This window comes from Paenimyroides ceti (assembly GCF_030409925.1).
This window is the reverse complement of record NZ_JAUFQU010000086.1, coordinates 1-13,735: the sequence shown is the minus strand read 5'-3', so window position 1 is coordinate 13,735 and position 13,735 is coordinate 1. Positions and strand designations below refer to the sequence as shown.

Genomic DNA, 13,735 nt, shown 5'->3' with positions numbered 1-13,735 from the left:
GGAATGTTGTTCATTATTTCAGCGGCAGTTGCACCTGCTGTAGTAAGATCTTTTCCTACATTGATTACTTTTCTGTCCACCAGCTGTTCAATGGTTGACCTTTCGGCAATAATTTCCAGTCCTTCCAGAACCTCTGAATCCTGCGTAAGTAATATATCACCTAAGTTAATATCTTTCTTGTCATTATTAACTGTTATAGTGGTAGAGTAATTTTTGAACCCTATATATTCAACCTCTAATGTCAGTGTTTGGTAAGGAATGTTTTTGATGGTAAATTTTCCTTCTTCATTGGTCATGTCACCTGTGAGAATTTCTTCTCCGGATTTGATGGTAATTGTAGCGTAAGGAATGGCTTCTTTTGTTGCCATATCTTTAATATTACCTGTCACACTTCCTGAATTTTGAGAAAAAGAGGCGCTGCTGTAGAGGAATATTCCTAAAAGTAAAAGTTTCATTTTCATAGATTATTGTTTATTATATTTTGTATTATAAGGTACTTTGTTTAGCATACTATACAAACAAGGGAACCTCCGGATTTATTGTTATAATTGATTAGTACAAGAATCGGTATAATTGTTACAGATTCTATGAAATAAAAAGTAAGTATTTTTTGAAAAAGTTTCTGAACGCCTTATTTTACGGGCTTAAATAAAAAATTTGAGCATGTAATAGGATAAATGTATCTTTGCTTATTAAAATTTAAAATTAGCAGAAATCATGAGTTTACAACAAATTCTTACATCGCAGATACAGCAGGCTGTACAATCATTGTTTGATATTTCTATTGAGAAAGTAGAATTTCAGGCAACGCGCAGGGAATTTGAAGGAGACATTACAATGGTTGTATTCCCTCTATTGAAAATGATCAAAGGCAATCCGTTAGAGATTGGTACAAAAATCGGAAACTACCTTGTTGAGCATACTGCCGAAATTTCTAAATTTAATGTAGTCGCGGGCTTTCTGAATCTGGTGGTAGCAGATGCCTATTATCTTCAATTCTTTAAAGATATAAAAGGAGATGATATGTATGGATATGTGCAACCCGAAGCGGATCAAAAAGCAATTATGGTAGAATACTCTTCTCCAAACACGAATAAGCCTTTGCATTTGGGGCATATCAGAAATAACTTATTGGGATATTCAGTAGCGGAAATTATTAAAGCTTCCGGTAAGAAAGTATATAAAACCCAGATCATCAATGACCGTGGAATCCATATCTGTAAATCGATGCTGGCATGGCAAAAATTCGGAGAGGGGCAAACACCTGAATCTACCGGTCTTAAAGGAGATAAATTGGTAGGTAACTTCTATGTTGCTTTTGATAAAGCGTACAAATCGGAAATAAATGAGTTGATGGCTCAGGGAAAAACCGAAGAAGAAGCTAAAAAGCAGGCACCGCTAATGATGGAAGCACAAAATATGTTGCTGAAATGGGAAGCAGGTGATAAAGAAGTAGTAGAACTTTGGAAGAAGATGAATCAATGGGTGTATGATGGATTTGCAACGACCTATAAAAATCTCGGAGTAGATTTTGACAGCTATTATTATGAGAGCAATACGTATCTTTTAGGAAAAGATGTTGTGGAAGAAGGTCTTAAACAAGGCGTTTTCTTTTAAAAAGAAGACGGGTCTGTCTGGATTGATCTTACTGATGACGGATTGGATGAAAAGCTGGTATTGCGTGCTGACGGAACTTCGGTTTATATTACTCAGGATATCGGAACAGCCATACAGCGTGTAAAAGATTTTCCTGATGTAGGAGGAATGGTATATACGGTAGGAAACGAACAGGATTATCATTTTAAAGTTTTATTCTTAATTCTCAAAAAACTGGGATTTGAGTGGGCATCACAACTGTACCATTTATCTTACGGGATGGTCGATTTACCATCAGGGAAAATGAAATCACGGGAAGGAACTGTTGTCGATGCGGATGATTTGATGCATGATATGACGGTAACGGCTAAAAATATTTCAGAAGAGCTGGGTAAACTTGAAGGATATTCAGAAGAAGAAAAATCGACATTATATCAAACAATTGGTTCAGGAGCCTTAAAATATTATATTTTGAAAGTAGATCCGAAAAAACGAATTCTTTTCAATCCGGAAGAGTCAGTTGATTTTGCTGGAAATACAGGTCCTTTCATTCAGTATACGTACGCGAGAATCCAGTCCATTCTTCGAAAATCAGCTTTTGATTATTCTAAGCCGGTAGTAATGGATGCCATGCATGAGAAAGAAAAGAAATCATCAAGGCATTGGCTTTATTTCCGGATGTGATACAAAATGCAGCAGTAAGTCACAGTCCGGCATTGATTGCCAACTACACCTATGACCTTGTTAAAGAATACAATTCCTTTTATCAGTCGGTGCCAATTCTCGGAGAAGAAGATGAGGTTAAAAAAATATTCAGAGTTCAGTTGTCTGATAAAGTCGGAAAAACAATAAAGAACGCTTTCCGGTTATTGGGCATCAATGTTCCGGAACGCATGTAAATTGCAAACGCTGTTTTATGATAAAGCAGCGTTTTTTTATTTTATTCCTTTTTTCCAAGCTGTTTTTCTTCAGGAAAATAGCTTTTATGCGTTTATAATAATCCTTTTTTTGACACTTAAAATACTTTATAGTATCTTTGTTGTTTAGTTAAAACAGACATGTATGTTCGATAATTTAAGCGATAAACTTGATAAAGCCTTTCATATATTAAAAGGGCACGGAAAAATCACAGAAGTAAACGTTGCAGAAACCTTAAAAGAAGTGCGTCGTGCTTTGCTTGATGCCGATGTTAACTTTAAGATTGCAAAAGATTTTACCAATCGGGTAAAAGAGAATGCACTTGGTCAGAACGTACTTACTACGTTACAACCGGGGCAATTGATGGTGAAGATTGTAAAAGACGAATTAGTCGAATTAATGGGAGGTGATGCTGCAGGTATCAACCTTTCAGGAAATCCGTCTGTTATTTTAATGTCCGGTTTACAAGGTTCGGGAAAAACGACTTTTTCAGGAAAACTCGCCAATTTTCTAAAAACTAAAAAGAATAAGAAACCTCTTTTGGTGGCTTGTGATATTTATCGTCCTGCTGCTATCAATCAGTTACATGTGGTGGGAGATCAGATAGGAGTAGAGGTGTATTCTGAACCTGAAAATAAAAATCCTGTTCAGATTGCTCAGAATGCCATCGCTCATGCCAAACAGAATGGCTTCAATGTCGTTATTGTCGATACAGCGGGTCGTCTGGCAATTGATGAACAGATGATGAATGAGATTGCTGAGGTACACAAAGCGATTCAGCCTCAGGAAACGTTATTTGTAGTAGATTCGATGACGGGACAGGATGCTGTAAATACAGCAAAAGCCTTTAATGATCGTTTGAATTTTGATGGTGTAGTACTTACAAAATTAGATGGAGATACCAGAGGTGGTGCTGCCATTACAATTAAATCAGTAGTAAACAAACCAATTAAGTTTATAGGTACCGGTGAAAAAATGGATGCAATTGATGTATTCTATCCGGATCGTATGGCCGACCGTATTTTGGGAATGGGAGACGTGATCTCTTTGGTAGAGCGCGCCCAGGAACAGTATGACGAAGAAGAGGCAAGAAAACTTCAGAAGAAAATTGCTAAAAATGAATTTGGTTTTGACGATTTCCTTTCTCAGATTCAGCAAGTGAAGAAGATGGGAAGCATGAAAGATCTTGTTGGAATGATCCCGGGGGTTGGTAAAGCCTTAAAAGATGTGGAAATTGAAGACGATGCCTTCAAACATATAGAAGCAATTATTCACTCTATGACTCCGGCAGAAAGAAGCAGACCGGCTGTTTTGGATGCAAAGAGAAAAATGCGTATCGCAAAAGGTTCGGGAACTGATATCCAACAGGTAAATCAGTTGCTGAAACAATTTGATCAGATGAGTAAAATGATGAAGATGATGCAGGGTACAAAAGGTAAAAACCTGATGCGTATGATGGGGCAGATGAAAGGAATGGGGCTCAAATAACTTTAAAACAACACAACACACATAAAATGCAACTACTAGACGGTAAAAAAATATCAGATGATATAAAAAACGAAATCGCAGAAGAAGTAAGTAAAATCAAAGCTAAAGGTCAGAAAGTACCTCACTTGGCAGCCGTGATTTTAGGTAACGACGGAGCCAGCCTTACGTATGTAGGCAGTAAAGTAAAAGCCTGTGAGCGTGTAGGTTTTGAATCTACCCTTGTAAAGATGTCTGCAACTACTTCTGAAGTGGAACTTTTGGCAAAAATCAAGGAACTGAATGAAAACGATGATATTGACGGGTTCATTATACAGTTGCCATTACCTCCTCAGATCAATGAGCAAAAGGTCTTAATGGCGGTTGACCCGAGTAAAGATGTTGATGGCTTTCATCCTGAGAATTTCGGAAGAATGGCCTTGGATATGAGTACTTTTATTCCTGCTACACCTTTCGGTATTTTAGAATTATTAGAACGTTATAATGTACAGACACAGGGAAAACATACTGTTGTAATTGGAAGATCACACATTGTAGGAAGGCCGATGAGTATATTGATGGGTAGAAAAGGCTTTCCGGGCAACTCAACAGTAACGTTGACACACAGTCATACAAAAAACATCAGCCAGATTACTACACAGGCAGATATCATTATTACAGCATTGGGAGTGCCTAACTATCTGAAGGCGGAAATGGTTAAGGATGATGTGGTGGTTATCGATGTCGGAATCACGCGCGTTGCTGATGATAGTCATCCAAAAGGATATGTGATACAAGGAGATGTTGATTTTGAAAATGTAAGTAAAAAAGCATCTTTTATTACTCCGGTGCCAGGAGGTGTCGGACCCATGACGATTGCCATGTTATTAAAAAACACATTACTTGCACGTGAAAGACGTGCAAAAGCAAAAGAATAGTTTTTATCTAAAAAATCAAAGACCATCTGGAAAATTCAGATGGTTTTTTTATGTTTACATTATAGATTATAAAAATATATGCACACCTATCAGACACTTTTCAAAAAATATCAATCTATCCATCACGATCTTAAGAAAACTTCTAATGTTCTGAGTTATTTACGAGTAGTAACGATTTTGGGGATTATTTATTTGTTCTATCTTTTTTTGAGAACAGAAAATGCTTTGTACGGCTATATCAGTTTTGGAATGGTGGTTTTATTTGTGATATTGATCAACAGATATCAGTCGGTTTCAAAAAAGCTGGCATATCATAAGGCTCTTATGCAAATTAATGAAGACGAACTGAACTTTTTGGAAAAGGGGACTAATTCTTTTGATGACGGAGCGGAATATACAGATTCTCAACACCCATATTCTTATGATCTGGATATTTTCGGTACTTCCTCTATTTTTCAGTACATCAACAGAACGGCTTCCTATGTAGGAAAAGATTTTTTAGCCCGTATATTGTTGCATCCTTCTTCTGAAAAAGTCATTGTTAAACGACAGGAAGCTGTAAAAGAGCTTAGTGGTGAGATAGATTGGAGGCAGAAAATTAATGCTTTGACAAAAATATCCAATGACTCAAAAGTTGATTTTGAAAAATTAAAACAATGGTGTACGCAGGAGCCGGCTTCGTTTTCAAAAATTAAAATCTTATTGAGTTATCTGGTTCCGGTTGTATTTCTGTTTAGTGCTGTTGCTTATCTGATTACTTCAGATCTGCTCGTGGGAAAACTTACCTCATTTCTTTTTGTATTGAATTTAATGTTGTTTTCTATTAATAGCAAACGCATGCAGCAGGAAATAGTAAGCTCGGATAAAATTTCCCATACACTCTCCAACTATGGTGGTATTCTTCGTGAAATTGAACAGAAGAATTTTTCTTCAGTCCAGTTAACAGCTCTTCAAAGAGAATTGATAAAGGACAACCAGAAAGCCAGTGATGCCATACTTCGGTTGTCAGCTCATTTTGAAAAACTACAGACCATTGCGAATATATTTGTGATGATTGTTTTTAATGGATTTTTTCAATACCATAATCACGTACTTCAACAAGTTATCAGGTGGAAAAAACAACACGCCCTGCAACTGATCCGATGGTTTGAAATAGCAGGAGAAGTAGAAGCGCTTAACAGTCTCGCAAATTGTGCTTATAATAATCCCAATTTTGCCTTTCCGCACATCAATCATAATAACGAATTTAAATTTACTGCTTTAGGACATCCGTTAATAAGAGCAGAGAAAAGAGTTTGCAATGACATTGATTTTACCCAAAACAGATTTGTTATTCTCACAGGGTCTAATATGTCAGGGAAAAGTACATTTCTGAGAACTGTTGGTGTTAATCTTGTTTTGGCAAATGCGGGAGCTACAGTTTGTGCTGAGTTTGCAACAGTGGCACCAATGGAGTTATGGGTATCTATGCGTTTGACCGATTCACTCAACGATAGTGAATCCTTTTTTTATGCAGAGGTAAAACGCTTGAAAACAATTGTAGAACACGCAGCTGAAAAACCGGTTTTTATACTTTTGGATGAAATTCTGAAAGGAACTAATTCAGATGATAAAACTTCGGGTACCATCGGAGTAGTAGAAAAAATCATATGTACACAGGCAACTGGAATGATTGCCACACATGATCTTGAAGTTTGTAAAACCACTTATAAGTATCCGGAGATTCTGGCAAACAAACGATTTGAAGTCGCTATTATTAATGATGAACTTTGCTTTGATTATAAGATGCAGGATGGCATCTGTGAAAACAGAAATGCGACGTTTATCATGCAAAAAATGGGCATCATATAAGAGAATCATTATTGTTTATACCTCATATTGGCTATTTCTTAATCTGGATTATCTTCTGATACATTTTTTATGAATAGTTTTGATTATATTACATTAAAATAATGACGGATATGTCAACACAAATGTCACATATAAATCATGACATCGGAAAATTACTTCTTCGGATTACAGTAGGAGGTCTTATGTTGTTTCATGGTATACATAAATTAACCCACGGACATGATTTTATAATCAGTTCGTTGAAAAATAAAGGATTACCCGAATTTCTCTGGTTGGGAGTTCCTATTGGCGAAGTATTGTTTCCTGTATTTCTGATCTTGGGATTGTTTACACGAACAGCTTCTTTGGTTATTGCTTTTACAATGGCAATGTCTATCTATCTGGCTTTTTCAGGAACTGCTTTTCAGATTAATGAATTTGGTGCATGGAATGCGGAGTTGAATATTTTTTATTTATTCGTTTCTGTAGCCATCTTTTTTTTGGGTGCTGGCAAATATTCAGTTTATCAAACTAAATATTGATTTGTTAATGAGAAAAAAGAGCTGTAAAGCTCTTTTTTTATTTGGTATTACGAGGATTTCTACGTTCGTTTTTAAGCGGACGCTCTTCAATGCTCCTTTTACTGCGATTAAAAGATTTGTCTTTTGTTGGAGGCGGCGTTACTTTTCTCGATACCGTATTGGTATTTTTAGGCAGACTGCCTTCTTCCGTTTTGGTAGATTCTTCTAAAAGGCTATTGAGTTCTTTCATTTCTTTAGCCGATATCTCACGGTATTTTCCTAAAGGCACATCCAAAGAAATGTTCATGATGCGTACTCTTTTTAAAGCTACAACCTGGTAATCAAAATGCTCGCACATTCTGCGTATCTGCCGGTTGAGACCCTGTGTAAGAAAAATTCTGAAAACCGTTCTGCTTATTTTTTCAACGCGGCAGTTTTTGGTTATGGTATCCAGTATCGGAACTCCGCTTCCCATACGACTTATAAAGCGATCTGTTATAGGCTTGTCAACCGTAACGATATATTCTTTTTCATGATTGTTTCTGGCGCGCAAAATTTTATTGACAATGTCTCCGTCATTCGTCATAATGATCAAACCTTCAGAATCTTTGTCTAATCTGCCAACCGGAAAAATACGCTTGGGATAGTTGATGTAATCAACAATATTGTTTCTTACTGAATGATTGGTTGTACATTCAATACCGGCCGGTTTATTAAATGCGAGATAAACGGAAGCTTCGTTATTTTCTCCTATGAGGGTGCCATCCACTCTTATTTCGTCATTCTTACTCACTTTAGTACCCATTTCAGGAAGCTGCCCGTTGACGGTTACTCTTTCCTGTTCAATAAGTTTGTCAGCTTCTCTGCGTGAACAATAACCTGCTTCTGATAAAAATTTGTTCAGTCTTGTCAATTCTTCCATAATGCAAAATTACTAAATATATTATGGTCTCCGATATAAAAAAATAATCATGTGATATAAAAAATAATAGGTTTATTAGTATGTTTGTAGCATCTAAATATGAACGAACCCCTTGATTTAAAATGAGCTTACTAAAGGAAGTCAATGTTATCAGAAGAAGAGTAACCAAAGGATTGACCAAAAATATCGGAAAAACCATTGATTATACAAAATATGATCCTATCGATCCGTTGACGGTAAAACGTGTGTTGATCAGCAGGCCAAACAACAGACTGGGGAATCAGCTGATGATGACACCTTTGGTTCATGAAGTGATCGATACTTTTCCAAATTGTACTATTGATTTATTTGTAAGGGGTACGCTTTCACCGATAATTTTTGAAAACTATAAAGAGGTAGAGACTATTTATAATTTGCCTAAAAAACCTTTTAAACATTTGCTGGACTACTTTGGTGTCTGGTTTAAATTGAAGAGAAAGAAATATGATATGGTCATCAATGTAGTTCAAAACTCATCGTCCGGAAGGTTGTCTACAAAAGTAGCACGTGCCCGTTATAAATTTTTCGGTGAAAAGATTGAACTATTGGAAAAACAATATAGTGATTATAATCACATGGCCAAAAATGCCATTTATAATCTTCGTTACTATCTGAATATGTTGGGAATCGAGGATAAAAAAACGGCTATTCCGGTGCTGGATATCAAAGTAAATGATAAAGAACTGGCTCAGGGTAAGGATTTGTTGGATAAATTGGTTAAGAATGATAAGAAAACAATCGGTATTTATACCTTTGCCACTGGTGAAAAATGTTATTCAGAAGAATGGTGGGCAAATGTTTATGAGAGATTGATGCAGCGTTTTGGTACTGAGTACAATATCATAGAAGTTTTACCGGTAGAAAATGTTTCTCAGATAGCATTTAAAGCACCTTCTTATTATAGTAAAGACATTCGTGAAATTGCAGGTTTTTTACAAAATCTGGATCTTTTTATATGTGCAGACAGTGGAATGATGCATTTGGGAAGTGCGGTTACCTCTCCGCTTATTGGTCTTTTTTCTGTTACGGATCTAAACATGTATACACCTTACGGCCCAGACAAGATTGGAATAGATACACGAAAAATGAGTTATGATCAGATTATGGATCAGGTTCAGCGATCATTAAACTAAACATCTTTTCTTTCGAGAAATCCGATGATATTTTTATACACATTCTGATTATAAAGACTGTGACCTAAATTTTCTGTTGGAATAAAAGTAACTTCCGGATTTTTTTCTGTGATTTCCAAAGCATCTTCATAAGGCACTATCAGATCGCTTTTATCATGAATAATAAGGATAGGCTGATCGATATGTTTAATAAAATGTTCTGTATTGAATTGTTTAATGTCAATTTCAAATCGATTTTTAAAAATTGAAATATAGTGATGAAATGAGGTTTGGCTCAGGGAAAGTAATTTCTGGTAATTATTTGTAATACGTGAAAACCGGTTTGGACTTCCCAACCCCACTACTTTTTTTACTGAAGGGAATTTATACAGAGATTGATAGTAAAACATGGTAAGTCCGCCCAGAGAATGTCCTATCAGGTAATCAGGGTTAAATTCCTTGCATACTTCATGGATGAATTGACTATATAGAATCGGATTCAGTTCTTTGCCCGAACTCATGCCCTGACCAGGGGCATCTAAAGAAATGATATTGTAATTTTTTTTCTTTTTAAAATATTGTATAAGACCCTGCCAGCGGTTAGAGTTACTTTCCCATCCGTGTATGAGCAGAATTGTTTCTCCATCATTTGGCCATTGATACGTCTGGATTTTATATTCCTGAAACGATAATATCTTTTTTTGAGACTTCTCCAGAAAAGGAGTGAAGGCAAGGAGTTTACCTTCGCGTGGTACAGAAAATAAGGTATATGCTAAAGAAGCAGCCCGCTGAGCTTTAAAAAGAGCCAGAACATTGATGTAAAACCCTGCACCTTTGGTAAGTAACCGATATTTTAAATTTTTCCAGTAGTTCATAAAAAAAAGCCTCTTTAAGAGAGGCTTCAAATTTATTTTAATTTTGCGATAATCGCATCAATTTTTTCTTTTTCTTCTTCAGCTAGAGCACTGTCAATCAAAATTCTTCCGCTATGCTCATCTGTCATGATTTTTTTACGTGCTGCAATTTCTACCTGTACCTGAGGTGGGATGGTAAAGAAAGATCCTGCAGATGCTCCTCGCTCTATAGATACCACCGCCAAACGATTTTTTACTCCGTTTCTGATACGTGTGTATGCATTTAATAAACGCTCTTCAATCAAGTCTGCAAATTCTTTTGATTTTTCAGCTAATAACGATTCTTCTTTTTCAGTTTCAGATAAAATACTGTTTAATTCAGATTCTTTATGCTGTAAATGTGTAGACTTTGACTCTAATTTTTCTGAGGTCTGAGCAATAATGTTTTTCTTGTGCTCAATAGTAGCTTTGAATTCTTTAATGTGCTTTTCAGCTAATTCAATTTCTAAATTCTGAAATTCAATCTCTTTTGTCAAAGAGTTGAACTCTCTGTTGTTACGAACATCTTTTTGTTGTTCTGTATACTTTTTGATGGATTCTTTAAAGGTATCGATGTCATTTTTCTTTACCTTAATCTGCTCCTCTACTGTTTCTAATTCAGAGTTTAATTTTTGCAAACGAGTAGTTAGTCCAGCAACTTCGTCTTTTAAATCTTCCACTTCAAGAGGCAATTCTCCTCTCATGTTTCTAATTTCATCAATTCTGGAGTCAATCAATTGCAAATCATATAATGCTCTTAATTTTTCCTCGACAGTAAGTTCTGCTTTCTTTGTCATATCTATAGGTAGTTTACTGGATTTGTGTTTCTCTCACATAAAATAATCGCAAAAGTAGTAATTTTTTTTGTAAGATAATCAACAATATAATTTTTTATATATCTTTCGCTTTCAAAATGGCCTATGTCAGCTAATAATAATTGATTTTCAGCCTCATAAAACTGATGGTATTTGAGGTCCGCTGTGATAAAAGCATCTGCTCCCTGCTGCAAAGCATTTTTGATGGCAAAACTTCCTGATCCTCCTAAAACGGCTACTTTTTTTATAGGTTTGTTGAGAAAAGCACTATGCCTGATACCTCCGGTACCTGTTTTTTCTTTTACCATTAGCAGAAATTCTTTTTCGTGCATAGCTTCCGGCAACTCCCCAATCATTCCCATTCCAATAGACTGATGTACATTTTCTAATTTACTGATCTCATAAGCAACTTCTTCATACGGATGGTTTTGGAACAATGCCTTAAGTATTTTTGATTGCAGATGGTTTTCAAAAATAAGCTCAATTTTGGTTTCTTCAGCATAAGTTATTGTTCCTTTTGTACCATATACAGGATTACTGGCATCATTTCCTCTGAAAGAACCTGTACCTTCCGAAGTAAAACTACACATATCATAATTTCCGATAGCTCCGGCTCCGGCTCTGAACAAAGCATCTTTTAGGGAAGCTGCTGCATTTGCCGGTACATATGTGCAAAGTTTATATATATAAGACTGTTTTGGGATGAGTATTTTAGGAGACATCAGCCCTAAAGTGTCAGAGAAAATTTTATTGACACCATTTTGGTGGTTATCCAGAGCGGTATGAACCGCATAAATAGAAATGTCATTTCTGATGGCTTTCAACACAGCTCTTTCCACATAATTTTTACCGGTAATTTTTTTAAACCCGAAAAAAGAATAGGATGGAAACATATAATAAGATTACATTTCTTCTCTATGGCCTCTTCAACAATGCTTTCAATCGCATCATGACATACAAGTACTGCTGTTATTTCTGTTTCAGCATCACCTATCAGTAAACCCACATTATCAAAATCTTCGGCGTACCCCAAAGGAGCCATTTCTTCTAAAATCGGGATTATTTCTTTTATTTTCATATTAAACAGGAGATTTTATAATACGCTCCGACCTTCAAAGATAAAAAAAATAGCTACTTTCGTGTTATGATATCGTTTAGAAAATTACTATTTCCGTTTTCTGTTGTATATGATGCAGTAACACAATTGCGTAATATAGCATTTGATCAATCCTGGAAAGAGCAGATTTCTTTTGATATTCCTATTATTTGTGTTGGTAACCTTAGTGTAGGAGGTACAGGCAAAACGCCACAGATAGAGTATTTGATCCGTTTATTAGAGCCACAATTCCGTGTAGTAACTCTCAGCCGTGGCTACAAACGAAAAACGACAGGATTTTATCTGGCAGATAAAACCTCAAGAATGGAAGACATAGGAGACGAACCGTATCAATATTTTACCAAATTTAAAGATATATATGTAGCTGTAGATACGGACAGAGTAAACGGTGTGCGTCAGATAATGAAAAAATTACCACAAACAGAGGTAGTTCTTTTGGATGATGCCTACCAGCATCGTCACATTAAAGCGGGGTTTACTATTCTACTAACCAAGTATAATGATTTATATATGGATGACCTATTATTACCGGCAGGTAATTTAAGGGAATCTAAAAAAGGAGCCAGCAGGGCTGATGTTATTATTGTAACAAAATGCCCTCCGAATCTCTCTTCTGATGCTCAGGAAAAAATTGCCAATAAACTTTCTATTCTTAAACATCAGCAATTGTTTTTTACTTCAATATCGTACGACAAGTACATATATAATGGAATTGAACCAATTGAATTGCAAGAAATAGATAGAGAAGCTTTTATCGCCGTAGCCGGAATTGCAAAACCTCATTACTTTTATGATCATCTGAAAATTGGCAGAACGAAAACCATAACTTTTCCGGATCATCATCATTTTTCTGAAACGGATATTCAGAAGATAATATTGAAAGCGAACGGAAAAAAAATTATCACTACCGAAAAAGATTTTATGCGCTTGAAAGGTAAAATACATCCTGATCAGTTGTATTATTTACCTATTGAAACTACTTTTATCAATGATCATTCTTTGTTTGACAATACTATATTGAATTTTGTAAGACAATCAATATAGAACAATTTATATTGGCACTTGATATGTTGATAAATAAGCGTTCAAATTGCTATTATGCGACTTTTAATCAAATTACTAAATCAAAAGGTAAAATTAAGAAAGGTTCAAAGTCATTACCAATACAATACTTTAGTTATGATATTAGACATAAAGAAACGGAAGAACGTATTCAACTTGCTGATTTTAAGGCTTTAGATAGCACCAAACAAAAGCAATATCGGGTAAAAAGCTTTATGAAGTATTATCGTGTATTTCATACGGATAACGTTGAAAATATAAATGATTGTGAGTTTCCAATTATTGCTGATGTTGAACTCATTGAGCTTGACGAATGTGCCGAAAATTTTATTAATGGTTTAATTGAAACCAAAAATTTATCATTACAACATTTAGTACAAGGCGAAGCGTATTATATTCCAGGAAGAGATGAAATTCATTTACCAAAACCGCAGTATTTCAAAAATAAGGATGCATATTATTCAACTGTTTTTCATGAAATTATTCATTGGACAGGACACAAAGACCG

General features: G+C 35.5%; 11 protein-coding genes and 2 pseudogenes. 8 read left to right on the top strand and 5 right to left on the bottom strand.

The genetic code is table 11. From position 1 onward, the window contains the following. A partial coding sequence (locus QW060_RS26535) for a carboxypeptidase-like regulatory domain-containing protein (RefSeq protein ID WP_290365532.1) occupies positions 1-461 on the bottom strand: 461 nt, incomplete at its 3' end. 256 nt (positions 462-717) lie between these two features. On the opposite strand from QW060_RS26535, the pseudogene argS reads away from it, so the two are divergent. The 5 genes and pseudogenes from argS (at position 718) to QW060_RS26510 (ending at position 7,288) form a co-directional block, all read left to right on the top strand. Next, positions 718-2,495: pseudogene (gene argS / locus QW060_RS26530) on the top strand (arginine--tRNA ligase). 163 nt (positions 2,496-2,658) lie between these two features. Next, on the top strand, positions 2,659-4,002 hold the full coding sequence (ffh, locus tag QW060_RS26525; RefSeq protein WP_290362220.1) for a signal recognition particle protein: 1,344 nt from the start codon (positions 2,659-2,661) through the stop codon (positions 4,000-4,002). A gap of 26 nt (positions 4,003-4,028) precedes the next feature. Continuing rightward, a complete protein-coding gene (locus tag QW060_RS26520) occupies positions 4,029-4,916 on the top strand; it encodes a bifunctional 5,10-methylenetetrahydrofolate dehydrogenase/5,10-methenyltetrahydrofolate cyclohydrolase (RefSeq protein WP_290362221.1) in 888 nt (295 codons plus the stop codon). A gap of 78 nt (positions 4,917-4,994) precedes the next feature. Continuing rightward, the gene (locus QW060_RS26515) at positions 4,995-6,767 is read left to right on the top strand and encodes a MutS-related protein (protein WP_290362222.1); all 1,773 of its coding nucleotides are present in this window, start codon (positions 4,995-4,997) and stop codon (positions 6,765-6,767) included. A 101-nt stretch (positions 6,768-6,868) separates the two neighbouring features. Further along, on the top strand, positions 6,869-7,288 hold the full coding sequence (locus tag QW060_RS26510) for a DoxX family protein (RefSeq protein ID WP_290362223.1): 420 nt from the start codon (positions 6,869-6,871) through the stop codon (positions 7,286-7,288). A gap of 37 nt (positions 7,289-7,325) precedes the next feature. On the opposite strand, the gene rluF is transcribed toward QW060_RS26510, so the two are convergent. Further along, positions 7,326-8,189: a 23S rRNA pseudouridine(2604) synthase RluF gene (rluF, locus tag QW060_RS26505; RefSeq protein ID WP_290362224.1), complete on the bottom strand. Its 864-nt coding sequence runs from the start codon at positions 8,187-8,189 to the stop codon at positions 7,326-7,328. Between the two features lie 122 nt (positions 8,190-8,311). Between rluF and QW060_RS26500 the strand changes: the two genes are divergently transcribed. Next, positions 8,312-9,361, top strand: a complete 1,050-nt coding sequence (locus QW060_RS26500; RefSeq protein ID WP_290362225.1) for a glycosyltransferase family 9 protein — start codon at positions 8,312-8,314, stop codon at positions 9,359-9,361. Here QW060_RS26500 and QW060_RS26495 read toward each other — a convergent pair. The 3 genes and pseudogenes from QW060_RS26495 to QW060_RS26485 all read right to left on the bottom strand — a co-directional run bounded on the left by QW060_RS26495 (position 9,358) and on the right by QW060_RS26485 (position 12,126). Then, positions 9,358-10,245 (bottom strand): alpha/beta hydrolase, encoded by an 888-nt coding sequence (locus tag QW060_RS26495; RefSeq protein ID WP_290362226.1) that lies wholly within the window; start codon positions 10,243-10,245, stop codon positions 9,358-9,360. The two genes, QW060_RS26500 and QW060_RS26495, sit on opposite strands and share 4 nt — an antisense overlap. 2 nt (positions 10,246-10,247) lie before the next feature. Next, positions 10,248-11,030: a zinc ribbon domain-containing protein gene (locus tag QW060_RS26490; protein WP_290362227.1), complete on the bottom strand. Its 783-nt coding sequence runs from the start codon at positions 11,028-11,030 to the stop codon at positions 10,248-10,250. A gap of 2 nt (positions 11,031-11,032) precedes the next feature. Then, positions 11,033-12,126 (bottom strand): annotated as a pseudogene (locus QW060_RS26485) (Nif3-like dinuclear metal center hexameric protein). Positions 12,127-12,192: 66 nt separating this feature from the next. On the opposite strand from QW060_RS26485, the gene lpxK reads away from it, so the two are divergent. Together lpxK and QW060_RS26475 are read left to right on the top strand one after the other, a co-directional pair. Then, complete coding sequence (lpxK, locus tag QW060_RS26480; protein ID WP_290362229.1) at positions 12,193-13,209, top strand: tetraacyldisaccharide 4'-kinase; 1,017 nt, start codon at positions 12,193-12,195, stop codon at positions 13,207-13,209. An 11-nt stretch (positions 13,210-13,220) separates the two neighbouring features. Next, positions 13,221-13,735, top strand: a 515-nt coding sequence (locus QW060_RS26475; RefSeq protein WP_290365531.1) for a zincin-like metallopeptidase domain-containing protein, incomplete at its 3' end; no start/stop codon positions are given.

Bases quoted from the DNA above. Each gene is read 5' to 3' on its own strand.
- QW060_RS26510 (WP_290362223.1), top strand. From the start codon at position 6,869: ATGACGGATATGTCAACACAAATGTCACATATAAATCATGACATCGGA.
- QW060_RS26520 (WP_290362221.1), top strand. From the start codon at position 4,029: ATGCAACTACTAGACGGTAAAAAAATATCAGATGATATAAAAAACGAA.
- QW060_RS26500 (WP_290362225.1), top strand. From the start codon at position 8,312: ATGAGCTTACTAAAGGAAGTCAATGTTATCAGAAGAAGAGTAACCAAA.
- QW060_RS26490 (WP_290362227.1), bottom strand. From the start codon at position 11,030: ATGACAAAGAAAGCAGAACTTACTGTCGAGGAAAAATTAAGAGCATTA.
- QW060_RS26515 (WP_290362222.1), top strand. From the start codon at position 4,995: ATGCACACCTATCAGACACTTTTCAAAAAATATCAATCTATCCATCAC.
- rluF (WP_290362224.1), bottom strand. From the start codon at position 8,189: ATGGAAGAATTGACAAGACTGAACAAATTTTTATCAGAAGCAGGTTAT.
- ffh (WP_290362220.1), top strand. From the start codon at position 2,659: ATGTTCGATAATTTAAGCGATAAACTTGATAAAGCCTTTCATATATTA.
- lpxK (WP_290362229.1), top strand. From the start codon at position 12,193: ATGATATCGTTTAGAAAATTACTATTTCCGTTTTCTGTTGTATATGAT.